Annotated in this window: 24 protein-coding genes; 17 read left to right on the top strand and 7 right to left on the bottom strand. The window is 62.8% G+C overall.

Annotated elements, in window-relative coordinates; all coding sequences use genetic code 11:
• Positions 1–2: 2 nt before the first annotated feature.
• Both ACQ4WZ_RS20960 and ACQ4WZ_RS20955 read right to left on the bottom strand, forming a co-directional pair.
• Entirely contained in the window at positions 3–770 is a 768-nt protein-coding gene (locus ACQ4WZ_RS20960; protein ID WP_436574429.1) for a replication protein P, read from the bottom strand.
• A complete protein-coding gene (locus ACQ4WZ_RS20955) occupies positions 767–1,681 on the bottom strand; it encodes a hypothetical protein (RefSeq protein WP_436574428.1) in 915 nt (304 codons plus the stop codon). Before ACQ4WZ_RS20955 ends, ACQ4WZ_RS20960 begins: the two co-directional genes overlap by 4 nt.
• A 204-nt stretch (positions 1,682–1,885) precedes the next feature.
• Here ACQ4WZ_RS20955 and ACQ4WZ_RS20950 point away from each other — a divergent pair, with 204 nt between their 5' ends.
• Positions 1,886–2,119, top strand: a complete 234-nt coding sequence (locus ACQ4WZ_RS20950) for a hypothetical protein (RefSeq protein WP_436574427.1) — start codon at positions 1,886–1,888, stop codon at positions 2,117–2,119.
• Here the strand turns inward: ACQ4WZ_RS20950 and ACQ4WZ_RS20945 are convergent.
• From ACQ4WZ_RS20945 to ACQ4WZ_RS20935, 3 genes are all read right to left on the bottom strand, one after another.
• A complete protein-coding gene (locus ACQ4WZ_RS20945) occupies positions 2,097–2,459 on the bottom strand; it encodes a hypothetical protein (protein WP_436574426.1) in 363 nt (120 codons plus the stop codon). The genes ACQ4WZ_RS20950 and ACQ4WZ_RS20945 overlap by 23 nt on opposite strands.
• A gap of 103 nt (positions 2,460–2,562) precedes the next feature.
• A complete protein-coding gene (locus ACQ4WZ_RS20940; protein WP_436574425.1) occupies positions 2,563–2,769 on the bottom strand; it encodes a hypothetical protein in 207 nt (68 codons plus the stop codon).
• 389 nt (positions 2,770–3,158) lie between these two features.
• On the bottom strand, positions 3,159–3,524 hold the full coding sequence (locus tag ACQ4WZ_RS20935; protein ID WP_436574424.1) for a YdaS family helix-turn-helix protein: 366 nt from the start codon (positions 3,522–3,524) through the stop codon (positions 3,159–3,161).
• 80 nt (positions 3,525–3,604) lie between these two features.
• Between ACQ4WZ_RS20935 and ACQ4WZ_RS20930 the strand changes: the two genes are divergently transcribed.
• The 11 genes from ACQ4WZ_RS20930 (at position 3,605) to xth (ending at position 10,721) form a co-directional block, all read left to right on the top strand.
• On the top strand, positions 3,605–4,315 hold the full coding sequence (locus ACQ4WZ_RS20930; RefSeq protein ID WP_436574423.1) for a LexA family protein: 711 nt from the start codon (positions 3,605–3,607) through the stop codon (positions 4,313–4,315).
• An 88-nt stretch (positions 4,316–4,403) separates the two neighbouring features.
• A complete protein-coding gene (locus tag ACQ4WZ_RS20925; RefSeq protein ID WP_436574422.1) occupies positions 4,404–4,724 on the top strand; it encodes a toprim domain-containing protein in 321 nt (106 codons plus the stop codon).
• A 594-nt stretch (positions 4,725–5,318) separates the two neighbouring features.
• Entirely contained in the window at positions 5,319–5,666 is a 348-nt protein-coding gene (locus tag ACQ4WZ_RS20920) for a hypothetical protein (RefSeq protein ID WP_436574421.1), read from the top strand.
• Entirely contained in the window at positions 5,663–5,953 is a 291-nt protein-coding gene (locus ACQ4WZ_RS20915) for a hypothetical protein (RefSeq protein ID WP_436574420.1), read from the top strand. Before ACQ4WZ_RS20920 ends, ACQ4WZ_RS20915 begins: the two co-directional genes overlap by 4 nt.
• Positions 5,950–6,459, top strand: coding sequence for a hypothetical protein (locus ACQ4WZ_RS20910; protein ID WP_436574419.1), 510 nt, complete (start codon positions 5,950–5,952; stop codon positions 6,457–6,459). Before ACQ4WZ_RS20915 ends, ACQ4WZ_RS20910 begins: the two co-directional genes overlap by 4 nt.
• Entirely contained in the window at positions 6,456–8,465 is a 2,010-nt protein-coding gene (locus tag ACQ4WZ_RS20905) for a DNA cytosine methyltransferase (protein ID WP_436574418.1), read from the top strand. The genes ACQ4WZ_RS20910 and ACQ4WZ_RS20905 overlap by 4 nt, the downstream gene beginning before the upstream one ends.
• Positions 8,466–8,788: 323 nt before the next feature.
• A complete protein-coding gene (locus ACQ4WZ_RS20900) occupies positions 8,789–9,022 on the top strand; it encodes a hypothetical protein (protein ID WP_436574417.1) in 234 nt (77 codons plus the stop codon).
• Positions 9,019–9,339: a hypothetical protein gene (locus ACQ4WZ_RS20895; protein WP_436574416.1), complete on the top strand. Its 321-nt coding sequence runs from the start codon at positions 9,019–9,021 to the stop codon at positions 9,337–9,339. Before ACQ4WZ_RS20900 ends, ACQ4WZ_RS20895 begins: the two co-directional genes overlap by 4 nt.
• The gene (locus tag ACQ4WZ_RS20890; RefSeq protein ID WP_436574415.1) at positions 9,336–9,626 is read left to right on the top strand and encodes a hypothetical protein; all 291 of its coding nucleotides are present in this window, start codon (positions 9,336–9,338) and stop codon (positions 9,624–9,626) included. The genes ACQ4WZ_RS20895 and ACQ4WZ_RS20890 overlap by 4 nt, the downstream gene beginning before the upstream one ends.
• Positions 9,623–9,823: a MerR family transcriptional regulator gene (locus ACQ4WZ_RS20885; protein ID WP_151093320.1), complete on the top strand. Its 201-nt coding sequence runs from the start codon at positions 9,623–9,625 to the stop codon at positions 9,821–9,823. The genes ACQ4WZ_RS20890 and ACQ4WZ_RS20885 overlap by 4 nt, the downstream gene beginning before the upstream one ends.
• Before the next feature lie 133 nt (positions 9,824–9,956).
• Positions 9,957–10,721, top strand: a complete 765-nt coding sequence (gene xth, locus ACQ4WZ_RS20880; RefSeq protein WP_101484382.1) for an exodeoxyribonuclease III — start codon at positions 9,957–9,959, stop codon at positions 10,719–10,721.
• Between the two features lie 199 nt (positions 10,722–10,920).
• Here xth and ACQ4WZ_RS20875 read toward each other — a convergent pair whose 3' ends face one another.
• Entirely contained in the window at positions 10,921–14,577 is a 3,657-nt protein-coding gene (locus tag ACQ4WZ_RS20875; RefSeq protein WP_436574414.1) for a sensor domain-containing protein, read from the bottom strand.
• Between the two features lie 211 nt (positions 14,578–14,788).
• On the opposite strand from ACQ4WZ_RS20875, the gene prpR reads away from it, so the two are divergent.
• From prpR to ACQ4WZ_RS20850, 5 genes are all read left to right on the top strand, one after another.
• Positions 14,789–16,414 (top strand): propionate catabolism operon regulatory protein PrpR, encoded by a 1,626-nt coding sequence (gene prpR / locus ACQ4WZ_RS20870; protein WP_436574413.1) that lies wholly within the window; start codon positions 14,789–14,791, stop codon positions 16,412–16,414.
• 25 nt (positions 16,415–16,439) lie between these two features.
• Entirely contained in the window at positions 16,440–17,366 is a 927-nt protein-coding gene (locus tag ACQ4WZ_RS20865; protein ID WP_436574412.1) for a phytanoyl-CoA dioxygenase family protein, read from the top strand.
• Between the two features lie 90 nt (positions 17,367–17,456).
• The gene (locus tag ACQ4WZ_RS20860) at positions 17,457–18,329 is read left to right on the top strand and encodes an alpha/beta fold hydrolase (protein ID WP_436574411.1); all 873 of its coding nucleotides are present in this window, start codon (positions 17,457–17,459) and stop codon (positions 18,327–18,329) included.
• A 3-nt stretch (positions 18,330–18,332) separates the two neighbouring features.
• Positions 18,333–19,391, top strand: coding sequence for a sensor histidine kinase (locus tag ACQ4WZ_RS20855; protein WP_436574410.1), 1,059 nt, complete (start codon positions 18,333–18,335; stop codon positions 19,389–19,391).
• Positions 19,388–20,107, top strand: coding sequence for a LytR/AlgR family response regulator transcription factor (locus ACQ4WZ_RS20850; protein WP_436574409.1), 720 nt, complete (start codon positions 19,388–19,390; stop codon positions 20,105–20,107). The genes ACQ4WZ_RS20855 and ACQ4WZ_RS20850 overlap by 4 nt, the downstream gene beginning before the upstream one ends.
• Positions 20,108–20,112: 5 nt before the next feature.
• Here ACQ4WZ_RS20850 and ACQ4WZ_RS20845 read toward each other — a convergent pair whose 3' ends face one another.
• Positions 20,113–23,475, bottom strand: a complete 3,363-nt coding sequence (locus ACQ4WZ_RS20845; RefSeq protein ID WP_436574408.1) for a S41 family peptidase — start codon at positions 23,473–23,475, stop codon at positions 20,113–20,115.
• Positions 23,476–23,554: the final 79 nt, after the last annotated feature.

Here is a 23,554-nt window from a genome sequence, read left to right as displayed (position 1 = left end):
TTTCAAATAATGCCAAGGGCAGTCTTGGCGTTGGTGATCTGCATCGCGTGCAGCGACTTATCGCCTTTCGCCAGGCGCGCCATGATCTTTCGCGCCCACGTTTTGTGATCGAAATGCGTTGCCCGCGCCGACTTGGTGACGCCGCTGGCCTCCAGCTCGGCCAGCATGCGGGCCGCATCTTCGCGGGAGAGGCTGCCCTTGCCCGGCGCCGGCAGCGCTGGCGCAGGCGCCGGAATCTCGGCCCATTCGCCGCGCGCCAGCTGCGCGCTCAGCGTGGCCGCCCAGCGATCCTTGACCTGGCCGTACGACTGCGTCATCAAATCGCGTGAGAGGAGCGTGGCGGCCCAATAAACTGCTGGGTGCGACCACACCCCTACCTCCCCCTTTCGGCGGGCTTGTATACCCTCCACAGCCTCGTGGTAAGCCTGTGGCGCGTTGGAGGACGGCTTGCAAGCTTGGATAAACTCTGCACACGACGGTGGTTTCTGGTGATGCAGACGACACGCTTTCAGGCCGACAGCGACGTCCTTGGGGCTGATGCCTTCTTCCTCGAAGGCCTCGACCCATGATTCGGCCCAGTTCCGCAGGGCGACTTCGCTGGCGAAATTGGATGCCCACCAGTGCGGGTACGCACCGTCCAGGCGGTTGTACAGGTGTTCGATCATCGACACCTTGAGGGTCGGATGCACCTCGAACCAGCGCGAGTCCGGCGCCGTGCTTGACTGGCCCAGAAAGCAGCTTTGGCTGCCGGCAGTTGCAAGGGCGCTCATGCTGGACTCCCGGGAGCTGTCCGGCCGCGATTGACGAATGCGGTCGGGTCAAACTTGGCCGGGCGGCCACTGGCGACGCCGTGCGGCGCACCCAGCTTGGCCCAATCGTCGCGGATCGCGTTCTGCAGCGCCTGGTCCCAGTCTGCGTAGGTGTAGCCACTGGCACGCGCCTTGCCGACGAACGAATCGAAGTGCGCCTGCAGGTTCGCATGGCCCTTGGCCTCGGCCCAGGCCCTGACTGCAGCGGAGATCGTGAAGTCGGATGGCAGCGGCGTCTTGGTTGGCTTGCGGGCGTTTTTCGGCGCGGTAGCGGCGGCGGCCGGCACGGTCGCGTGCTCTTTCTCCTGCTCCTTCTCTTGTTCCTGTTCCTGCTCTTGTTCCTGCTCTTGGCTTGCAAGGGGCTTTAAAGGGGCTTGCAAGGCAGGCGATAAACTGTCGTCCGCGCCCCGCTGTTTCGTCATGCAAAAAGCCAGGGCGTAATGGCCGAAGAACCGCGCCAGGAATGGGTTTGCGGGCAATGCGTCGTACTCGTTCTGCACGCCCTTGATGCGCAAATCCTTACCGCTCAGCGCATCAGCGATCTGGTACTTTGCCATTTCGATGACCCATACCATCTCCGACGCCTCGTCATATTCACAAAACCCGGCTTCGACGGCTCTTGCAAGCCCCTTCGCAGCCCCTTCCAAGCCCAATCCCGTTTCATGCGCGATGAACATTTGAGGAGCGTAGTACAGCCCCAACATGTTGGCGTGCGGCGACGTCATCAGGTACAGGGCGACAATCTGCGCTTCTGGACCCGCCGCGCGCAGCTTTTTGCCGGTGGCACCGATCCAGAACTTGGGGCCGACCTTTCCGTAGTCACGCATCGGCTTTGCGGCCAGGTGTAACTGGCGCCTCCATTGATGTGCCATGTTTCAGCATGTGATCTCCAACCTTCCATCCAGCCATGAATGGGGACGGGGCGTGACCGGCGGGCTGGATTCGCCAGGTCGCAGCTGCGCAGCCGCTGCCCCGTTTGAAACTTGCTCCGGCACGAAGTCCGGGAAATGGGTGGGCAATTCCTGCCGCGTGTTAAATTGCCAATTCCACTCAACAATTTACGTAAGGAACTACCCATGGACTACAACAAACTCTTATTTGCAAACGTGATGCGTGAACGTGCAACTCAATTTCGCAACCAAGCCTCGAAACGTAGGCGCCACGAATTGGAGACCTCGGGGTTAAATGCTTTGACCGTCGAGGAAGAAATGATCAAATGGCAAAATGAAACGCCTGGTGATGAATTTATCGAAATGGCATTGAAAGAAGTTCAGGGCGTAGCAGCAGTCATTGATCGCATCGCGAAGTAGATAAAAAAGCAGAAGTAGCAAGCAATTGGGTTTGCTCCTGCAACTCCGTCCGCATCAGCGCCAAGATCGCGACCACATCCGATGTGCTGTCGACGACAGGCGCTGGCGTCGATATGGCCAGCTCTTCACATAAATCGGCCGGATAGGGAAAGCGCTTCAGCTTGCCCATTAGCCGGCGGCATGCTTCTTTCACCTGCTCGTCGGTGTATGGGTCGAGCTGGTCAGACCAGGTCTTTACCAGCGCCAGGTAATCCTCGCGGCCATCAATACGGCCAGGCATTGGAAAGACCCTGGCGAAATGCTGCAAAATTTCATCCATCAACGGAGTAGTAATTGCCATGACACACCCTTTAAAAAAAATTTCAGCAGTTGATTTTCAAACCGCACACAAAAAGAACTGCTCAGGATGAAACTTGTGCCAGCCAAAGCTGGCATTTATGGTCCTATGGTGGTTTGTCCGACTTCGCCATCACTACATCGACAGCGAAGCGTAGGCTCACCAGGTTCTGGTGGTTGCGCTTACCGGCTCCCCGCCTGGCCGGATCGCCCGGCGGACCCCGCTGCGCCATCAGCGCGCGGTCGCTCTGGCGCCACACGCAGGCCGCCTGGATCATGTGCTCTTCCGGCGTCAGCTTCTTCACTTCGCTCACGTGCTGCCTCCTCATTCGGTACCGGCACGGGCCGGCTTCTTGGTCTGATTTCGTACATTGGTCTTGCCTCTATTCCGTTAAACCCGCATGTGCATCTTGGGGACAACGCCGTAGTTCGGACGGCATGGCAGCAACTGGGTCCTGCGCCGCCCGTCACTGGGCCCTTCGCGGTGACCAGCAGGACGGCTACCATGAGGTTGCTGTCGCGCCCAATGCAACAAGCTCTTGCGGGCCTGGTCGCTGCGCGTGACTCCAGCTGCGGCGCATGCCTGCAAGATCGTTTTCTCTTCCTCTGGGTCAAGGTAGGTCTTCAACAGCTTCGTGCGAGTGATGCTCATGGGGGTTTCCTTTAAAAAGTGAATCGGACTTACGGGGTAAAAATGGTCGTGTTACGGCTTTGAATCGGGCGGCTGGTAACTGGTCGGCAGCACGACGGAGTGATCCGGTACCGAGTCAAAGATGTTGTTGGTGGATGGGGGTTGGCGGCCGGAGCGGCCTAGCGGTGGTATCGGATCGGTAGCGCGACTTGCTTGACGGCGCTTTTGCTCCCCAAATGTCGGCGGCAGCAACTCAAAGCGCGTAACGGCGCCACCAACGGCAGCTTCAACGCTTGCGCATCGCTCTGTAGGGGGGTGGCCCCTCTTAATCCACTTGTATACAGCCTGAAAGCTAACACCACAGGCGTCAGCTAAAGGGATTGCGCCGCCAGCTATCTGCACTGCGCGCTCAATTGGGGTGGGTTTTTTAGCATCCATGCACAATTAAACCACAGGTTGAAATTTATTTCAACCCTAGGTTGGTTGATTTTCAACCATATTCAACCGATGATTGAAAAATGAATGCATTAGGACAAACAATAAAATCAAGGCTCTCCGCGCTGAGAAAAACGCAAGGGTGGCTTGCCGAGCGGGCCGACGTTTCCCATAACGCGGTCTCGAAATGGATCAAGACGGGAAAAATTTCGCGCGAAAATGCAGTGCTGGTCGCACAGGCCTTGTCTTGCAGTGTTGATGATCTACTTCTTGGCGAGGGTGAGGACTTAATTCCGACGAGAAGCGCTGAGGGGCAACCGCGCTCACTCCTGGAAAATGAAAATGAATTCGACCAGAACGTCAAGCCCGCCCCGCTTGGTACTCGCGCGATCCCTGTGATTTCAGCTATCCAAGCCGGGGCCATGAGGGAGATTACAATGCCCTACGCTGCCGGAGCTGGCTATGCGACGATCTATGTTGATGACACCTATTCTCAGTGGGCCTTTGGTCTTGAGATTGAGGGCGACTCAATGCTGCCAAAATTTGAGCCTGGCGATATTGTTATCATCGAGCCAGAATGGACGCCAAGGCCAGGGGAATACGTAGCCGCAAAAAATGGCAAGCAAGAAGCTACGTTTAAAAAATACCGCCAGCGTGGGACGGATGCTGCTGGCAATGATATCTTTGAACTTGTTCCGTTAAATGAAAATTATCCCATTGTGCGCAGCGATGAAACCCCTCTTGCCATCATTGGTGTGATGGCCGAATATCGACAGAAGGCTCGAAAGCGGTAGTGATAGTTGGCGAGTTTACCTGTTATTAACTTGAAATACACTCGTGCTGCGAAATGGCACGCATTTTTGCCTAATATGATTGGAAATCATGGCCTTGATTGCCTGCCGGGAATGCTCAAAACAATATAGTGACTCTGCCAGCGCCTGCCCACAATGCGGCGCAAGGGTTAAAAAACGAAGGCTTTGGATATGGATTCCGCTTTCCATTCCTATTGCTTTTATATTATTCGCCGTTCTCCGCACACGCGCCCCGGACGAAGACGAGAAGATTCGCGCTCGCGATGCTATTGATTTGTGCTGGAGCAAGCAAAAAACCAAATCTTTCGATCCGTCGACCGCCCAATTCGTAGCGCGCGCTTGCGAAACGATGGAAGAAGATTTTAAAACGAAATATCACGTAGCCCCGTGAAGTCGTTACTAGAAATGAAGCCACTCACGCCAGCCAAGAGACCGCCCAGCGACAAATCCACCCATGCCCCCGCCAGCCCGCCGCGCGCGGGCTTTTTTTACACCCTCTAGACCCGCCTCCACCACAGGCCAATGCTCAGCATTTATGCGATCCTGCGGGCGATTCGAGCCAGATCGACCGCCACCTTAATCCGCCCCATACCCACTCTCACGGCAGCCGGTTAGCAGCCCCAAGAACCGCGCCAGCGCGCCTATCTCGCAGCATGAATCCAAGTAACTGACGCGCTCTACGCGGCGTCGGTTATGACCTGACGCATAGCGCCGCAGTCGTCACATCGACCACGCATACCTGGGCCACTCAACGCCTTCTTACCTCCCTGCTCACCTTACTCTTCGTTGGTTTCCCCTTAGATACTACGTAGCGTTTGCCAGCTCCGACTATGTGGACTCGCGCTGCCCGGCGTGATTTTGTCCGAGCGTCCGGGCGCTTTTGATGCGACCGGAGAATGATCTGACAACAATTCAACTTTAGGTTGACTAGTAAATTCAACCCGTGGTTTAATATGATCATCAAAAGCAAATACAGGAGTACAAAATGTCCCCAGTAAAACTTCAAAAGTCCCTCGCCAGCACGCACGCAGCACCAACAACGTCCTCCCATAGCGCCACCGTCAAAATCCCCTTCCTCACCTGCGCTGAATGCAACGCAATTATCCAGGCCAATGCCAGCGATCGGCCCGGCGCCGCGCCAGCTTTGGAAATCGACCTGATCGCTGACAACCTGCTCGACGCCGAACTGTGGCCCGAAGACAGCGAGCTCGTCGCCGAGATCCGCGCCATGTTCATGCACAACTGGGGCATGGATCAGGCCCAAGCCGACGCGCGCATGTCTCGCTTCAACTTCAAGGCCGCCCTCACCGCATTGGAAGGCGGTGCAGCATGAAATTCAACTCCTACATCATCATTGCCGTAGCCATCATCAGCGGCATCACCACCAGTCTGGCCATGAGCCTGGGCGATATCGAGCCTGCGCTGAGCGCCGCCATCGTGCTGTTCTCGGTGCTGGTCCTGGGATGGGGTGCTGGCCGCATGTCCGGGCGCGCCGAGATCGACCGCCTCACCTCTATCGAAACCGGTCGCCGCATACAGGCGAACTGCCATGTCATCACACGCAACCGTCTGGAAGCTGACCTTGAGCAGATGCAAGGCGCGAAAGGCGGTGCGGCATGATCACCAGCAGCCAACTCGATATCCTGCACCACACGCTGGGCGTGGACGTGCACCGGCGCGAACCATTTCGCAACCATTACGTGGCAGGCGCTGGCCACTATGCTCAGCAAGACATCGAAACGCTGGTGGGCGCCGGCATGATGGCCGAGGGCCGCCGCCCTGCCTTTCTGCATCCGGCCGACCAAGTGTATTTCGTGACCGACACCGGGCGCGAGGCGGCGCTCGATCTACTGCCGCTGCCGCCAAAGCGCACCCGCTACCAGGAGTACCTAGATTCCGAAGTATGCGAATCCTTTGCCGAGTGGCTTGGAATCGAGGTTCCGTGCGTGCAATACCGCTATGGCCTCGGCAATGAAAAAACACAGATGCGCTACTACCGCATCTTTCGCGACTGGCGTCCCACGGTCTACGGCGACTGGGCGCCAACGAAAAAAGCGGCAAAGGCCAGCTACAAGCAAGCGTTGAACCAAGCGCGCGCCAGGCTCTCGGGTGAGGTGCGCGCATGAAACGCGATCTCTTCTCAATGAGCCTCGACTTGGGCAACGAACTGATCATCGACAACTTCGCCGGCGGCGGCGGGACCAGCACCGGCCTGGAGCAGGCATTCGGTCGCCCGGTCGATATCGCCATCAATCACGACCCGGAAGCGCTGGCCATGCACGCGGCGAACCACCCGCACACCACGCACCTGTGCGAGAGCGTATGGGACGTCGACCCGATCAAGGTCACGAACAATCGCCCCGTCGGCCTTGTCTGGCTGTCTCCGGACTGCAAGCATTTCAGCAAGGCCAAGGGCGGCAAGCCTGTCGAGAAGCGCATCCGTGGCCTGGCCTGGGTAACACTGCGTTGGGCGGCCAAGTGCAAGCCGCGCGTGATCATGCTGGAAAACGTCGAGGAGTTCAAAACGTGGGGTCCGCTGCTGGTCGAGGCCGACGGCAGCGCCAAACCGGACCCGGCGAAGAAGGGCAAGACCTTCGATTCGTTCATCCGCCAGCTGCGCGCGCACGGCTACACCGTCGACTATCGCGAAATGCGCGGCTGCGACCACGATACGCCTACGATCCGCAAGCGCTTCTTCCTGGTGGCGCGCCGCGACGCCATCGCCATCAAGTGGCCAGAGCCGACGCATGGCGCGCCCGACAGCATCGGCGTGCGCGCGGGCAAGCTGCTGCCGTACCGCACGGCAGCCGAGTGTATCGACTTCAGCCTGCCGTGCCCATCGATCTTCGAGCGCGACAAGCCGCTGGCACCTGCCACGCTGCGCCGCATCGCCAAGGGCATCATGCGCTACGTGGTCAACGCGGCCGATCCGTTCATCGTCGGCGCCGGCGGACCGGCCCGTGCCGGCGAGCCGCGCCCGACTGCGCGCCCGTTCGGCACGCTCCTGGCGCGCAACGACAGCTATTTCTGCGCACCCACTATCGTCCCGGTCACTCACCAGGGCGGCGACCGCACCGAATCCATCGGCGAGCCGTTTCGCACCATCACTGGCGCGCACCGCGGTGAGAAGGCGCTGGGCGTGGCCACTCTGGTGCAGGTGGGCTACGGGGAGCGCGAGGGCCAGGCGCCGCGCGCGCTGGACATCGAGAAGCCACTGGGCACGGTGGTGGGCGCGGCCGCGAAGCATGCGCTGGTCGAGGCTGAGCTTGCGCCATTCGTCATGACCAACACTACCGGCCACCCTGGCGCAGGCGCCAACATGCCGGTGCCGACTATCACCGCCGCGGGCAATCAAGCGGTGGCCACGGCATTCCTGGCCAAGCATTACACGGGCGTCGTCGGCTCCGACTTGACCGATCCTATCGGCACAGTCACCGCATGCGACCACCACAGCCTGGTGACGGCCTTCTTGACCGAGCATGCCAACGCGAGCAATCAGCGCGTGATGCCTGCCGACGAGCCGTTGCGCACCATCTGCGCCCAGGTCAAGGGCGGCCATTTCAGCATGGTGTCGGCGCACATCACGAAGTTCCGCACCGGCGCCACCGGCAGCGCGATGACGGAGCCGCTGCCGACGATCACCGCCGGGCCGAAGGAAAAGCCCGCCGGCGCGCCGCATGCGCTGGGCATCGTCACCAGCAACCTGGTCAAGCTGCGCGGAACAAGCACGGCGGCCGGTACCGACGAGCCGCTGGGCACGGTCAGCGCCGGCGGCCAGCACCATGCCGAGGTGCGTGCGTTCCTGCTGAGTTATTACGGTACCGACCAGGCGCCGGAGATCGACGGGCCGCTGGCCACCGTCACGAGCCGGGACCGCTTCGGCCTGGTGACGATCCACGGCCAGGACTACCAGATCGTGGATATCGGACTGCGCATGCTGCAACCGCGTGAACTGTTCCGTGCCCAGGGCTTCCCCGACGACTACATCATCGGTGACGACCCGGCGCAGGGCCTGAAACTGACGAAGAGCGCCCAGGTGCGCATGTGCGGAAATTCAGTCTGCCCGCCTATGGCCAAGGCGCTGATCCTCGCCAACTTCGCGCACGAGCGCGAGATTGCGAGGGTCGCATGATGTACGACCTCGCCCGCGTCGAACGCCAGCACCAGGCAAACAACAAGGGACCAGTGTATTCGTTGATCCGCAAGCGCTGCGCCTGCGGCAAGGCCAGCACCGCGCGCCAGCTGCGCCAATACGGCCGCTGCATAGTCTGTGAGCGCAAATCTACAACATCACCCGGGAGATAACATGGGAGCATTTTGTGTATATGGAATCAGCCGCGGCGTCTGTAAAGCAGCGGCATCGAAGAAGCAGCCGTTTGGCGAAGGTGAAGGCGCGAACCGCCGCAATTACTCGCCTGCAGAATGGGGGGCAAGCGGGACGCCCTGGCGGAAAAAATGTTTAAGGATGCTACCCGCCGCGTGAAGGTAAGCCCTGAGCTGGACACGCCACAGTTTTGCGCTGACTGGCTGGCGATCAGTCCCGGCGAAGTTCGGGAGGCGGTAGTCATGGTGCGCGGCCCAAAGGTCGACAAGAACGGCGCCATCGTGAAGCGTGGCGGGGCAGTGGTCGAGACGTGGCTTGAATATGCCGCCGAGTGCGTGCGCCGCAATATCACGGCGGCCATATGACCCAGCTTGCGCTATTTGAGGTAGAGCGCCGCGATGGTCGCATCGTGCGCTGGGAGGCGGCATTTTCCAGTGTGGTCGAGGCCGCCGTAATGGCGGCCTTCGAAGACCGCCCGAATGAATGGCTGCGCTTCAGTGACTGCAGAAAAATAACTGAAAAATACCAGATCAGCTTTTGCTTTGGCCATGTTCTCGGTCAACTCAGCCGGCGAGGCAAGATTAATGCGAAAAACATTTATTGCGGCTCTGATCATCCAGGCAAAGCCAATTATCTCGGCTTCAACACCGTGTATATGCTTGAAAAAGGATCTGCATCATGACGAAGCGCATCACCAACGACCACTGGTGCGGCGACCGGGGCGAACCGCTCAACCCGTCAACTGTGCGCTTCAAAGCGAAGGAAGCGCATGCGCCAAGCTGCGAAGGCTGCCTGTTCGAGCGCTCCGTGGGCGTGTGCTCGAGCGCAACGGCGCTGGCAGTGGCCAACGACCAGCCGAACTGCGAAGACCGTTCGCCAGGCGGCATGACCTACATCTACGTGCTTGACCGCAGTGACCCGCGCCAGCTCGACCTTATTAAGACCCTGCAAATGGAGAACGCATCATGAACACTACGCCACAACCTGTCGAACAACGCCTGTACAAAATCAGCAGCGCCATGGAGCGCCTGGAGGTATCCCGCGCCACACTGTACCGCATGGTGTCGCGCGGCCAGCTGGTCCTGGTCAAGATCAGCATCGGCGCCAGCCGAATCACGTCGGAAAGCCTGGCTTTGGCCATGAGGGGAAGAAAGCCGGGCGAATAAAGGCCGTGTATGATGCGGCAAGAAGCACCCCAAAGTGGCTCATCAACGATTTGTAGCTAGAATTGTAGCTAGATCGTTTTCCACAAGATACGAAGCCTTGAAACCCGCATAAAACATGACTGTAAATCAAATAATGAAAATTGCCACCTGGAACGTCAACTCGCTCAAAGTGCGCCTGCCGCAAGTGCTGCAGTGGCTGACAGACAACCCGGTCGACATACTCTGCTTGCAAGAGACCAAGCTCACGGATGACAAGTTCCCCGTCGCCGAGATCGAGGCGGCCGGTTACCAGGTGGTCTTCAGCGGCCAGAAAACCTACAACGGCGTGGCCATCCTGTCGAAGTTGCCTATCACCGACGTGGTGAAGAACAATCCCCTCTATGAAGATGCGCAGCAGCGCATCCTGGCCGCGACTATCGGTGGCGTGCGCGTCGTCTGCGCCTATGTGCCGAACGGCCAGAGCGTCGATTCGGACAAATACGAGTACAAGCTGGGCTGGCTGTCCGCCCTGCACGACTGGCTGGCCGAAGAAGCGCTGCAGCACCCGCAGCTGGCCGTCGTGGGCGACTACAATATCGCACCCGATGACCGCGACGTGCACGACCCCGTCGCCTGGGCCGGCCAGGTGCTGGTCTCGGACAAGGAACGCGCCGCCCTGCAGCGCCTGTTCGACATCGGCCTGACGGACGCCTTCCGCCTGTTCGAGCAGGCGGAAAAAACGTTCAGCTGGTGGGATTACCGCCAACTGGGTTTTCGCCTGAACAAGGGCTTGCGCATCGACCATATCCTGCTCTCGCCAGCCCTGGCGGGCCGCTGTACCGCCTGCGTGATCGACCGCGTGCCCCGCAAGTGGGAACAGCCGTCCGACCATGCACCGGTTGTGGCCACCATCGATTAAGCGAGGCGGGCATCATCGAAGGTGGACCAACGCAAATGGGAACAGCCGTCCGACCATGCGCCCGTCATCGCCACCATCGACTAATCATTCAAGAACGCCTGACAGAAGCGTCGCGAGCGGAAGGGAGAGGTGGCCGAGAGGTGCAGCCGTGCTCGAGCACGGTGAGCATCGCAGGCTACCTATACCGACGCGCAGCAGCTTATGTTCCGCGTTCCAATAGTACCTGCGCATTGACTGCCGGTACCGGCGCAGAAAACAGATAGCCCTGCGCATAGCGGCAGCCGTTCGCCTGCAGCAGGGCGAACTGCTCTTCCGTCTCCACGCCCTCGGCCACGGTCGACAATTGCAGGCTGTCGGCCAGCGCGATGATGGCCGCCACGATGGCGCGGTCTTCCGCGCTGTGTTCCAGGTCCTTGATGAAGGCACGGTCGATCTTGACCTTTTTCACGGGGAAGCGCTTCAGGTAGGCCAGGCTGGAATAGCCGGTGCCGAAATCGTCGATCGACAGGCGCAGGCCCATGCCATTGATCTGCCGTAAAATCTCCAGGGTATGCTCGCCGTGCTGCATCAGCGCCGTCTCGGTGATCTCGAATTCCAGCAGAGCCGGATCGATTCCCGTTTCCCGCACCACGGCGCCGATGGCCGCCACCAGGCCCTTGTGCATGAACTGGCGCGGCGACAGGTTTACCGCCAGGGGTACGGGCTGCAAGCCTTGACGCTGCCAGGCCATGCTTTGCTCGCATGCCTGGCGCATGACCCATTCGCCCACCGGCACGATCAAGCCATTTTCCTCCATGATGGGAATGAAGCGGTCAGGCAGCACCAGGCCATGACCGGGACGGCGCCAGCGCAGCAGTACTTCCATACCATGCAGGCGGCGCGTGGCGATATCGATAATGGGCTGGTAAAACAGTTCGAACTGCTGCAGTGCCAGCGCCGTGCGCAAGCTGCTTTCCAGGTCGAAGTGCAGGGCCGCCGCCTGGTTCATCGTCTGCGTGAAGAACTGGTAATTATTGCGGCCATTGCCCTTGGCGTGGTACATGGCAGCATCGGCATGGCGCATCAGGGCGTCGACATCGCCGCCATCGTCCGGATACAAGCAGATGCCAATCGACGGCGTCACATGCAGCACATGGCCGTCGAGCGGAAAAGCGGGCGTCAGCGCCTCGATGATCTTCTCGGCCACGCGCGCCGCCTCGTCGTTGTCGCGGATGCCAGGCGCCAGCACGACGAATTCGTCGCCGCCCAAACGCGCCACCGTATCGCTGGCGCGCACCGCGCGGCACAGCCGGGCAGCCACTTCCTTGAGGAGCAAATCGCCCGTCATGTGGCCCAGCGAATCGTTGATGGTCTTGAAGCGGTCCAGGTCGATGAACATCACGGCCAGCTTGCGCCCGGAGCGCTGCGAGGCCAGCATGGCCCGCTCCAGGCGGTCCGACAACAGCGCGCGGTTCGGTAAACCCGTCAGGTTGTCGTGGTAGGCCATGTGATGCACGCGCGCCTCGGCCTGGCGCCGCTCGACGATCTCGCCCTGCAGCAGCAAATTGGCGCCGGCCAGTTCGGCCGTGCGTTCGTGCACGCGCAGCTCCAGTTCGTCGCGCGCGTGGCGCACCGCCTCGGCCGCCTCGCGGCGCGCCGTCACATCGTCGACCAGCCACACCGAGCGACCGTGCGCATGCGCCAGGTCAAACGGCCGGCCGGACAGCCGCGCCCAGAAACGGCTTCCATCCTTGCGCACCAGCTGGTATTCCGACATGTGCACCCTGCCAGCCGCAAAGTCGCGCGCCGTCTCGCCGCGTGCCGTCTTCCACGCGGCCACGTCCGGATACAGGGCCTGCACCGACAGGCCGTTGATCTCGCCGGGACCATAGCCGAAAAGCTCTTCCATCTTGCTGTTGGCGCGCAAATTGTAGCCGCCCTCCACCACCGAGATGCCCAGCACGGCGCTGTCGAGGATGGCCTGGTTTTCCAGCAGCGCATTGCGCAAGGATTCTTCGGCGCGCTTGGCTTCCGTGCGGTCCTCGATGATCCAGATGGTGCCGGCGGCGGGATCGTCCGGATTGACGACGTAGGCGATCAGCTGCGCCCACAAGGTGCTGCCGTCGCGGCGTATCATTTCCACTTCCGTCTGGAACGGCTTGGCCACCGACAGGAAGGGAAAGGCCGCCGCGCCCAGCAAGTCGTAGGACTGCTGCGACACGTACAGCGCGCGTCCGGGCAAACCCAGCGCCTCGTCGCCGCTGTAGCCGAACATCGCGGCAAAGCCCAGGTTGTAGCGCGTGATCAGGCGGTTCTTGGTATACAGGATGCTCACCGAGGCATTCGTCATGATGGCCGCCACCTCCATCTGCGCCTGGCGGCTGTCCGTGACGTCTTCGAGTATCCAGATCGTGCCCTTCTCGCTGTGCGCCTGGTCGACGGCCTTGGCGCGGATGCGGCACCAGAACAGCTTGCCATCGCGGCGGCGGAACAGCGCTTCATCCCGTTCGTACGGCAAGCCCTGCCCCAGCAGCGGCGTGGCTTGCGCGCCAAACTCCTCGTAGGCGGCAGGCGAGGGAAACAGCGCGGCAGCGGGCAAGCCCGTCATCTCCTCTTGCGCGTAGCCGAACATTTCGGCGAAGCGGGGATTGCAGCGCAGGACCAGGCGCGAACGCGAAAACAGGATGCCGACGGAGGCATTGTCGAGGATGGCCTGCTGCTCCAGCATCAGCTGGCGCGTGGCCTCCTCGGCAGCCTTCTGCGCACTGCGGTCGTCGAACAGCCAGATCGTGTCGCGCAAGCCGCGGTCGGTCTGGCTCTCGGGGTTCAGTACATAGCCATACGCCAGCGCCCAGAATGTGGAGCCGTCGCGGCGGCGCATTTCCATCTCGCCCTGGAACGGCTGGCCGCGCCGCAGCAGGGGCGACGCTTGCCGCACCACGTTCTCGTAAGCCGCGCGCGACGGGTAAAGGTCGGCGACGGCCAGGCCCACGCCGCTGTCGCCATCAAAGCCGAAGCATTCGGCAAAGCGCCGGTTGTAGCGCAGCACGCCTTTCTCGCGCTGAAAACCGATGGCCAGCGGCGCGTTATCCATCACGGCCTGCATTTCCAGCATGGCGCGGCGCAACTGGTCTTCATCACGCCGATGGTCGCTGATGTCCTCGATAATCCATACGGTACCGTCATGCGTATTCAAGGGATCGACGGCGCGCCCGTGCAGACGGCTCCAGAACAGCGAGCCATCCTGGCGCCGCAATTCCAGTTCCGTGCGGTAGGGCTTGCCCTTGGAGAGCAGCGGCGCCGCTTCCAGCCCCAGGATGCGGCAATGCTCGGCGGAGCGGTACAGCACCGCGCCCGGCATGCCCGTCAACTGGTGGCGCGCATAGCCGAGCATCTCGGCGGCGCGGATATTGCACTCCTCGATGAAGCCGCCCCTGGAAAACACGATGCCGACGGCCGCGCTTTCCAGGATGGCCTGTTGCTCCAGCAAGGTCTTGCGCAAGGCTTGCTGGTCACGCTGCTGCACGCTGATGTCGGCAAACACCAGAGTCGCGCCCGGCAAGCCATCGCCCACCGGCAACGGCTTGGCCCATACCTGCACGGCGATGGCGGCACCCATTCCCTCCAGGCTGCTGTCCCAGTGACGCTCGCGCCCGGCCGCACCCAGCGCGCCACGCAGCATGCTGGTGCTCGACGCGCGGTAGGCGTCCGTAAAACAGTCGGCCAGCAGCCGGCCCGACACATCCTTGCCCAGCAAGGCATTCAAGGCGCCATTCACCGCGACCACCATGCCGCAGGCATCGCAGGCGCAGGCGGGCAAGGCGATGAGTTGCAAGGCATCGGCGATGATATCGGGACTGGTCGGCACTCGGTTCATGGACGCCATGGATGGTTAAAGGCAAAGTGAACATACGCCTGGGTAAAACAATCTTCCAAGCATCATGGTGCTGTTAGATCATAAACCAGTTTCCGGCGGTTTTTTCATATTCCTTATTGGCAATATCTGAAACGCCACAGACCACTTGCAACACGCCCGTTGCAAAGCCGTTGCAAGGCAAGAAAATGAAACAAATCGTTTAGAATAAAGCATGCGCCGCCCTCCCCAACCTCCGCTCGACCACCGCGACAAACCCGTCATCTGGACCGTCTCCGTCTCGCGTTTGTTCGACCTGTTCCGCGACATCACGCTCGAATACGACGACCTGGCGACGATTGAGCCGATCAACCTGGGCTTCGACGACGCCGTGCGCCACATCCGCGAACGCATGGCCACCGAGCGCTGCGACGCCGTCATCGCGGCCGGTTCGAACGGTGCCTACCTGAAAGGCCGGCTGTCGGTACCCGTCATCATCGCCAAGGCCAGCGGCTACGACGTGATGCAGGCGCTGGCGCGCGCGCGGCGCATCTCGCCGGACATCGGCGTGGTCACCTACCAGGATCCGATGCCGGAACTGGCCGAATTTGCCGCCACCTTCGGCTTCCAGATTGCCCAGCGCACCTATGCCACCGAGGAAGATGCGCGCGCGCAGATCAACGAACTGAAGGCAGCCGGCGTCAAGGCCGTCGTCGGCGCGGGCCTCGTCACCGACCTGGCCGAGGAGGCGGGACTGGCCGCCGTCTTCGTGTATTCGGCCACGGCCATCCGCCGCGCCTTCGACGACGCGCTGGAACTGGCGCGCCTGACCCAGATCGAATCGAACCGCGGGAGGCGCCCTGTGGTGGCCGACACTTTGCGCGCGCGGCACGGCCTGCACGATTTGCGCGGCGAATCGGAAGCGATGGAAACGCTGCGCCAGTCGGTGGTACTGTACGCCCGCTCGCCGGCGACGGTGCTGATCCAGGGCGAAACGGGCAGCGGCAAGGAACTGGTGGCGCAGGCCATCCACCGCGAAAGCCCGCGCAGCCTGGGCGCGAACCGGCCCTTCATCGCCATCAATTGCGGCGCCATCGCCGAGTCCTTGCTCGAATCGGAGCTGTTCGGCCACGAGGATGGGGCCTTTACGGGCGCACGCCGGGGCGGCCATGCGGGCCTGTTCGAGGCGGCCAACCATGGCACGCTCTTCCTCGATGAAATCGGCGAAATGCCGCTCCCCCTGCAAACGCGCTTGCTGCGTGTGCTGGAAGAGCGCGAAGTGGTGCGCGTTGGCGGCACGCGGCCCATCGCCATCAATGTGCGCATCATCAGCGCCACCCACTGCGACCTGGAGCAGCGCATTCGCGAAGGACGCTTCCGCGCCGACCTGTTCTACCGCCTGGCCGTGCTGCGCCTGCATTTGCCCGCCTTGCGCGAACGTGCCAGCGATATTCCGGGCCTGGCCGAGTGGTCGCTGAAGAACGCGCTGGCCGCGCTGGGCGCCCGCCCGCACCCCAACCTGCACGCGGAAATCGTCGCCTGCGCGCCGCTGCTGCGCCGCTACGACTGGCCCGGCAACGTGCGCGAACTGCGCAACCTGGCCGAGCGCCTGGCGCTGTTCCTGGCCGCCGAACCGCTGCAGGCGCTCACGCCCGCCTTTGTGCTGGGTGTGGCGCCGGAGTTGGCGCAAGGCGCCGGCCCGGCCACGGCTTTGCCGGCGCCGGCTGCCGCCATTGCGCAGCAGCGCGAGGAGGAAAGCGCCAGCGCCGTGCTGGCGCGCTTCGGCGGGCGCCGCGATGCGGCCGCAAGCTACCTGGGCATCAGCCGCACCACCCTGTGGCGCCGGCTGCGCGCCGGCTGATTTTTTCAACCCTACCCAAAACACCATGGACGACTGGCCTCACCTGCACGATTTATGGCAGCGCTGCACGGGACACGGCGGCGCCACCGGCAGCGGCGCACTGGCGCGCGACCACCTGGATATCAAGGCCCTGTACGCACGCGGCATTTCGATGGAAGACACGCTGCACTTCCTGTATCAGCAACGACCGACCCTGCAGGCCTACACAGACTGGATCGCCGCGCGCACGCGCCCACGCCCGGCACACGCCGCCAGTCCCCATCAGGACGTGCTGTCCGCCGCCGAGCTGCGCCATTTCGAGGAGCACGGCTATCTGGTGCTGCGCGGCGTCGTGCCGCGCGCGCACTGCGCCGCCGCCCAGGCGGCCATCTGGGACTATCTGGGCGCCAGCCCGGATGATGCGGCATCGTGGTACCAGCCGCACCCGGGCAAACGGGGCCTGATGCTGCAGTTTTCCGACCATCCTGCCCTCGAGGAAAACCGCCACAGCGCGCACATACGCCACGCCTATCAGCAGCTATACGGCACCGGCGCCGGCATCTACGCCAGCATCGACAAGGTGAGCTTCAATCCGCCGGAAACACCGCAGCACCGCTTCGTTGGCAGCGCCCTGCACTGGGACGTCAGCCTGCAACAGCCGATTCCCTTCAAGCTGCAAGGCATGCTGTACCTGAGCGACTGTCCCGCGCAGCACGGCGCCTTTCACTGCGTGCCCGGCTTCCAGCGGCACATGGCCAACTGGCTGCGGCAAGTGCCGCCGGGGCGCCAGCCGCGCGAATGGGCCATCGAAGACTTGCGGCCCGTGCCCGTCGAAGGCATGGCCGGTGATTTCATCATCTGGCACCAGGCCCTGCCCCATTGCGCCACGCCCAACCGCGGCCCGGCGCCGCGCATGGTTCAGTACCTGACCTATCTTCCGGATCACCGCCAGGATCAGGATGTGTGGCTCTGAACCACTCATCCCTCCCTGCTGCCGCTCATCCCGCGGCACTGGCGGCCGCTTGCCTGCGCCGCTAGCATGGCCGTCAAGGAGGAGTACCCCATGAAACGAACACTGCAAACATGCATCTTGCTCACCACCGTGCTGCTGGCGGGTGCCAGCCAGGCCGCCGCACCCAATGCCTTCACGGTCGACGTCACCGGACAAGGCCGCCCCCTCATCCTCATTCCCGGCCTGGCGTCCTCGGGCGAAGTCTGGCAAGGTACGGTGGCGCGCCTGTGCGGCCCGCAAGCCGCACGCCAATGCCACGTGCTGACACTGGCCGGCTTTGCCGGCGTGGCGCCCATCGCAGGCGACTTGCTGGCGCAGGCCGAGCAACAACTGGCCGACTACATCGGCACCCAAAAACTGGGCCAGCCGGCCATCATCGGGCATAGCCTGGGCGGCTTCCTGGCCCTGAAAATGGCTATCGACCATCCGGCACAAACAGGCAAGCTGGTGATCGTCGACTCGCTGCCGGCGCTGGGAGCGACGCAACTGCCGTCCATCACGCCGCAGCAATTGCAAGCCATGTCAACACAGATGCAAGCGGCCATGCGCGCGCAGGATGCGGCCAGTTCCAGCGCCAGCCAGCGCCGCACCGTCACAGGCATGGCCAGCGCGCCGGCCGACGTGGAACGCATCTTCGGCTGGGGCCAGCGTTCGGACCGCGAAACGGTGATCAAGGCCATGGGCACCCTGCTGGCCAGCGACCTGCGCCAGGACGTGGCGCGTATTTCCTCGCCCACGCTGGTGCTGGGCACCTGGATCGCCTACAAGGACTATGCGCCGCGCGCCGCCATCGAAGCGACCTTCCAGCAACAGTATGCTCAGCTGCCTGGCGTAAAAGTCACGCTCGCCGACACGGCGCGCCACTTCATCATGTACGACCAGCCGGACTGGATGTATGCGCGCATCGAACAGTTCCTGGACTAGGCCGTGAACGCGCCCTTGCACCGGCCGCCACTGCTGGCCAGGATCAACTGGTACTGGACCTTCCAGCTGGCCGGCTGGGGCGCACTCACCTTGTTCAATAGCGTGTATGGCGGCTCCACGCTGCTACGCATCGTCGTGACGATTGCCAGCTGGGGTTCCCTGGGCGGGTTGCTGCTGTCGCACCTGTGGCATGGCGTGCTGCGCCGGCACGGCTGGGCGGCGAACGGCTTGCGCTGGAAACGCATCGTGCCGTCGCTGATCGTGCTGGCCGCCATCCAGACGGCCAGCGTGACGGCCGCCTTCCACGTCATGTATCCGCCGGACACCATCCGCGGCATCGCCTGGCTGCCCGGCGCGTTGCTGTTCTGGTTCGGGGTATTCCTGACCTGGACGGTGTTTTACTTCACCGCGCTGTCGCTGCGCCGCGCCAGCCGCTTCGAGGCCGAGGCGCTGCGCCTGGAAGTACTGGCCAAGGATGCCCAGTTGCGCGCCCTGCAGGCGCAAATCAATCCGCATTTTTTCTTCAACAGCCTCAATAGCGTGCGCGCGCTGATGTTCGAAGACCGCGAGGCAGCCGCGCGCATGATCGACCAGTTGGCCAACCTGATGCGCCACGCGCTGCAGTCCAGCCAGCACGCGACCGTGCCGCTGGCGGCCGAACTGGACGCCGTGCGCGCCTACCTGGCGATCGAACAGAGTCGCTTCGAGGAACGCCTGCGCGTCAGCTTCGACATCGCCCCCGGCATCGATCACGTGCGCGTGCCGCCCATGGCCCTGCAAACACTGGTGGAAAACGCCGTCAAGTATGGCGTCGAAACAAGCGCCGATGGCGGCGACATCCGCATAGCAGCGCGGCGTTCCAGTCCTGCCGACGGCACCACCATGCTGCAGATCGATGTGGCCAACACGGGCGCCTTGCGCGAGCCAGGCAACTCCACCTGCGTCGGCTTGCGCAATGCGCGACAGCGCTTGCAGCTGGCCTGCGGCGAGTGCTCCAGCCTGGAACTGCGCGAACAGGCGGGCTGGGTATACGCCACCATCCACCTGCCGGAGCAAGCATGAACGGTCAACCACTCAAGGTACTGCTGGTCGATGACGAGCGCCTGGCGCGCGCCGAACTGCGTCGCCTGCTCGCGCCGCATGTTCAGCAAAGTGCTGTGGAGATCATCGGCGAGGCGGCCAGCGCGGCCGACGCCGTCGCGCAGTTCGACAAGCTGCGGCCCGACCTGCTGCTGCTCGACGTGCAAATGCCGGGCGGCTCCGGTTTCGACCTGCTGGCCGCGTTGGATGATGCTCCCGACGTCATCTTTTGCACGGCCTTCGACCAGTACGCGCTGCAGGCGTTTGAAGTGAGCGCCCTCGACTACCTGCAAAAACCCGTGCAGGCGGCGCGCCTGGCGACGGCGCTGGCGAAGGTCGGCGCGAGGGTGCGGGCGGCACCGTCGCCCGCGCCGCGCAAGGTATTCATCAAGGATGGGGAACGCTGCTGGTTTGTGGCGTTTGACGATATCCGCCTGCTGGAATCGGAAGGTAACTACACGCGCGTGCATTTCGGCACGCAGCAGCCGCTGATGCTGCGCTCCCTGAACCAGCTGGAAGAGAAGCTCGATTCCACCCTGTTCTTGCGCGCCAACCGGCGCCAGATCGTCAACCTGGCGCAGGTCGCACAACTCGCGCAGAATGCGGCCGATGGTCTCGAGCTGCGCCTGCTGGACGGCAGCCTGATCGAAGTGTCGCGCCGCCGCGCGCAGCAGTTCAAGGCTGTCACCGGCCTGTAGCCCCCTTACTTCAGCGCGGGTATCGGCTGCGCCTGGAAGGCGGGACGCGGCTGTTCCTTGAGCTTTTTCGCCAGCATGTCGAGCGCCACTTCCAGCTGGCGGTCGGCACCATGAAAGGTGGCGTGCGGCGGGTTCTCCACCTCCACATCCGGCACCACGCCCACGCCTTCGATCAGCCACTGGCCATCGATGCCGAACTGGCCATTTTCCGCCACGCGCGCCATGCCGTTATCCAGCAGGCGCGCATTGTCGCTGAGCCAGACGCCCGCGCCGGCCGTGCGCTTGCCCACCAGCGGCGCCAGGCCCAGGGACTTGATGCCGGCGGCGAAGGTCTCGCCATCCGAGTAGGTCAGTTCATCAACCAGCACCACCAGGTGGCCGCGGAAGGTATTCTGCATGTTCGACGACGGCTGCACGCCCGGCGGTGCCCAGTAAGCCCAGGCCTTGCGCAGCAGTTTTTCGATGATCCAGCTATCGATATTGCCGCCGTTATTGCGCCGCACGTCGATGATCAGGCCTTCGCGGTTGATGTTGGCGTAAAAATCGCGCGCGAACGAGGCGATGTCACTGGGTCCCATAGCACGCAGGTGCAGGTAGCCGATGCGTCCCTGCGAGGCAGCAGCGACCTGCTCGGCGCGGCTCAATTCCCAGTCGCCATAGCGCAGCGCCGTCTGTTTCGCCATGTTCACGGGCGTGACGATGACGGCGCGCGGCGTGCCCCCCTTGCCATTGCCACGCTTGACCTGCAACAGCACCTGTTTATCGGCCTGGTTCAGCAGCAGGTCGCTGATGTCGCGCGCGGCCAGCACATCCTTGCCATTGACGGACGTGATCACGTCGCCCGCCTTCACATCCACGTCGGGCCGCGACAGGGGCGCGCGGGCCGAAGGCAGTTCCGCTTCGCTGCGGTAGACATGCTCGACTAGGTAGCCGTCGCTGGTACGCGTCAGCACGGCGCCCAGGCCCGCCGGCGTGCCTTCCTGTTCCGTGCGGCGCAATTCGCCGGGACGGATCTGCGAATGCAGGGCGCCCACTTCGGCCACCATCATGCCCAGCACGTCATTGAGCTCGGCCCGGTCCGTTACCCGTTCGACCAGCGGTGCATACTTGTCGCGCGCGGCCTTCCAGTTCACGCCGCGCATCTTCGCGTCGTACAGGAAGTCGCGGTGCAAGCGCCAGGCGTCGTTGAACATCTGCTTCCACTCCAGGCGCGGATTCGACACAAACGTCCAGTCGTCGACTTTGACTTTTGCCTTCGACAGGTCGGCCGGCAGCTTGGCGCCCGCCTCGATCACCAGCATCTCGCCCGGGCCGGTGGCGGCCGCCGTCCTGTAATACAGGTGTTTCTTATCCGTCGCCAGGTCGAATTCACGCACATTGGCCACCAGCAGTTCCGGCTTGGAGCCGGTATTGCCGATGGCGAGGGTCTTCAGGCTGGACTTGTTCTCGCCGCTGTCGCGCTCAAGGAAATACAGGCGCTTGTCATCGGCGGCCAGCGCGCTGTAGTTGCCCGCCGCCAGCGGCACTTCATACAGGCGCTCGGCCAGACCCTGGCTGACGATGGCCGGCAGCGCGATTGGAGCTTTCTTCACGGCCGTCTTGCCACCCGCCTTCTCCAGGGCCTTTTCTGCCGCCTGTTCGGCCGCCTTTTCATCGTCCGTCTCGGCCGGCTTGACGCCCGGGCGACTCAGCTCATCGTCGGGCTGGAACGGGAACCGGTTGCCCGGCTGCAGCGCCAGCGCATACACGCCGATGCGCTTGTCGAACACGGGGCCCATGTTGCGGTCGCCCCATGGCGAACCGTTGGCCAGCTGGAAATTACGCGCCGACAGGAAATACAGCCAGCGCCCATCGGGCGAAAACACGGGCGAACCGGACGTATAGCGGTCGCTGGTGACGAATTGCAGCTGCTTCGATGCCAGGTTGTACAAGCCGATCTGCTCGCGCTGCTCGTTGCTGGCCACGCGCACGATGGCCAGATTGCGGCTGTCGGGTGACCATTGCACTTCGTCGTGCTTGTCCACGCCCGCCTTGCCTGCGTCATCGATCAACTGGTTGCCCTTCGTTGCCAGGTCCAGCAGCCAGAAGCGGCCTTTTTTATCCGTGTGCGCCAGCCAGCGTCCGTCCGGTGACGGATACAGTTTCCAACGGTGATTATCGCCCTGCGTCGTCAGCTGCTCGCCCTTGCCCGAGCCATCGGCGGCGTACTTCCAGATTTCGTTTTCCCCGCTCGTGTCGACGATGGCGAAGACGGATTTCTCGTCGCTGGAAAAGACGGCATCGCGCGCCCTCGCCCCTTCGGGAATGGCGATATCGACGCGGCGCAGGCTGCCCGTGCCGGCGATGCTGACGCGGCCCCTTGCAGTGAGAATGATGCGCTCATCCTTGCCCGACACCTGGACATTGCTCAAGGTATCGAGTGGCGAGCGGATCTGGCGCGCGCGCTGCTGATCGAAATCGGACACGAGGCTGATGGCCAGCGGCTGCGAAGCGCCTGTTGCAGGAACGTTCAGGTCCAGCACGTGCAAATCGGCGCCCAGCTGGTAGACGACCTTGCCATCGCCCAGCGCGGCATTGCGCACGTCCCACTGCGTGTGGCTAGTCAGGGCGCGGCGGTCGGAGCCGTCGGGCAGCATGCTCCATAAATTGTCGCTGCCGCCCGCGTCGCTAATATAGTAGACACGGCCCTGCCACCACATGGGGCGCTTGTTGTTACCCGCCAACACGGCAGGCTCCGTATGCATGCGCACGGCTTCGCCCTTGCCGCCCAGATCATAGCGCCACAGTGTGGCGTGCGCGCCGCCCCGGTAGTTGCGCACATTGTCGTTGGTCATGGCCAGGCCGAAACGCGTGAAGAACAGCATCTTGCCCGCGTCGTCGAGCACGGCGTCGTTGGCGTCAGCCACGGGAAACACGCGCCGCGTCTGTTTCACGGGGTCGATGGCGGCGACGATGCGGCGCGAGGCGGGACCATCCGTGTTTTGCGTGCTGACCAGCACCTCGCCCTGCGCCGTCCAGCCCAGCACCAGCACGCCGCCATTGTCAAAGGAAATGCGGCGCGGCAAGCCGCCGGCCAGCGGCATCACATACGCTTCCTGTGCCCCTTCATAGGCGGCGGAAAACGCCAGCCACAGGCCGTCGCGCGAAATAGCCGCGTTCGTTTCATAACCAGGATGCGTGGTCAAACGCTGCGCTGCGCCACCACGCACACTGCTTTTCCACACATCTCCTTCAGCCGTGAAGACGACAGTGTCGCCGCGCACGGCGGGGAAGCGGAAATAGCTGCCGGCAGGAGCGGCGGCAGCGGCGGCGTTGCCCAGCAGGCCGGCGGAAAACAGGAGGGAAACGAGAGTGCGGGAAATTTTCATTGAGCAATCTTTCAAGAGCCAGGGACACGAAACGATGCGGGGCATGGCCGACACCGGGATCCCGATTCTTGCATAGCTT

The sequence above is a fragment of the Janthinobacterium darwini genome, assembly GCF_051380905.1.
Lineage (GTDB): Bacteria > Pseudomonadota > Gammaproteobacteria > Burkholderiales > Burkholderiaceae_D > Janthinobacterium.
This window is presented reverse-complemented; position numbering and strand designations above follow the sequence as displayed.

Bases quoted from the DNA above. Each gene is read 5' to 3' on its own strand.
- ACQ4WZ_RS20960 (WP_436574429.1), bottom strand. From the start codon at position 770: ATGAGCGCCCTTGCAACTGCCGGCAGCCAAAGCTGCTTTCTGGGCCAG.
- ACQ4WZ_RS20955 (WP_436574428.1), bottom strand. From the start codon at position 1,681: ATGGCACATCAATGGAGGCGCCAGTTACACCTGGCCGCAAAGCCGATG.
- ACQ4WZ_RS20950 (WP_436574427.1), top strand. From the start codon at position 1,886: ATGGACTACAACAAACTCTTATTTGCAAACGTGATGCGTGAACGTGCA.
- ACQ4WZ_RS20945 (WP_436574426.1), bottom strand. From the start codon at position 2,459: ATGGCAATTACTACTCCGTTGATGGATGAAATTTTGCAGCATTTCGCC.
- ACQ4WZ_RS20935 (WP_436574424.1), bottom strand. From the start codon at position 3,524: ATGGATGCTAAAAAACCCACCCCAATTGAGCGCGCAGTGCAGATAGCT.
- ACQ4WZ_RS20930 (WP_436574423.1), top strand. From the start codon at position 3,605: ATGAATGCATTAGGACAAACAATAAAATCAAGGCTCTCCGCGCTGAGA.
- ACQ4WZ_RS20925 (WP_436574422.1), top strand. From the start codon at position 4,404: ATGGCCTTGATTGCCTGCCGGGAATGCTCAAAACAATATAGTGACTCT.
- ACQ4WZ_RS20920 (WP_436574421.1), top strand. From the start codon at position 5,319: ATGTCCCCAGTAAAACTTCAAAAGTCCCTCGCCAGCACGCACGCAGCA.
- ACQ4WZ_RS20915 (WP_436574420.1), top strand. From the start codon at position 5,663: ATGAAATTCAACTCCTACATCATCATTGCCGTAGCCATCATCAGCGGC.
- ACQ4WZ_RS20910 (WP_436574419.1), top strand. From the start codon at position 5,950: ATGATCACCAGCAGCCAACTCGATATCCTGCACCACACGCTGGGCGTG.
- ACQ4WZ_RS20905 (WP_436574418.1), top strand. From the start codon at position 6,456: ATGAAACGCGATCTCTTCTCAATGAGCCTCGACTTGGGCAACGAACTG.
- ACQ4WZ_RS20900 (WP_436574417.1), top strand. From the start codon at position 8,789: ATGTTTAAGGATGCTACCCGCCGCGTGAAGGTAAGCCCTGAGCTGGAC.
- ACQ4WZ_RS20895 (WP_436574416.1), top strand. From the start codon at position 9,019: ATGACCCAGCTTGCGCTATTTGAGGTAGAGCGCCGCGATGGTCGCATC.
- ACQ4WZ_RS20890 (WP_436574415.1), top strand. From the start codon at position 9,336: ATGACGAAGCGCATCACCAACGACCACTGGTGCGGCGACCGGGGCGAA.
- ACQ4WZ_RS20885 (WP_151093320.1), top strand. From the start codon at position 9,623: ATGAACACTACGCCACAACCTGTCGAACAACGCCTGTACAAAATCAGC.
- xth (WP_101484382.1), top strand. From the start codon at position 9,957: ATGAAAATTGCCACCTGGAACGTCAACTCGCTCAAAGTGCGCCTGCCG.
- ACQ4WZ_RS20875 (WP_436574414.1), bottom strand. From the start codon at position 14,577: ATGAACCGAGTGCCGACCAGTCCCGATATCATCGCCGATGCCTTGCAA.
- prpR (WP_436574413.1), top strand. From the start codon at position 14,789: ATGCGCCGCCCTCCCCAACCTCCGCTCGACCACCGCGACAAACCCGTC.
- ACQ4WZ_RS20865 (WP_436574412.1), top strand. From the start codon at position 16,440: ATGGACGACTGGCCTCACCTGCACGATTTATGGCAGCGCTGCACGGGA.
- ACQ4WZ_RS20860 (WP_436574411.1), top strand. From the start codon at position 17,457: ATGAAACGAACACTGCAAACATGCATCTTGCTCACCACCGTGCTGCTG.
- ACQ4WZ_RS20850 (WP_436574409.1), top strand. From the start codon at position 19,388: ATGAACGGTCAACCACTCAAGGTACTGCTGGTCGATGACGAGCGCCTG.
- ACQ4WZ_RS20845 (WP_436574408.1), bottom strand. From the start codon at position 23,475: ATGAAAATTTCCCGCACTCTCGTTTCCCTCCTGTTTTCCGCCGGCCTG.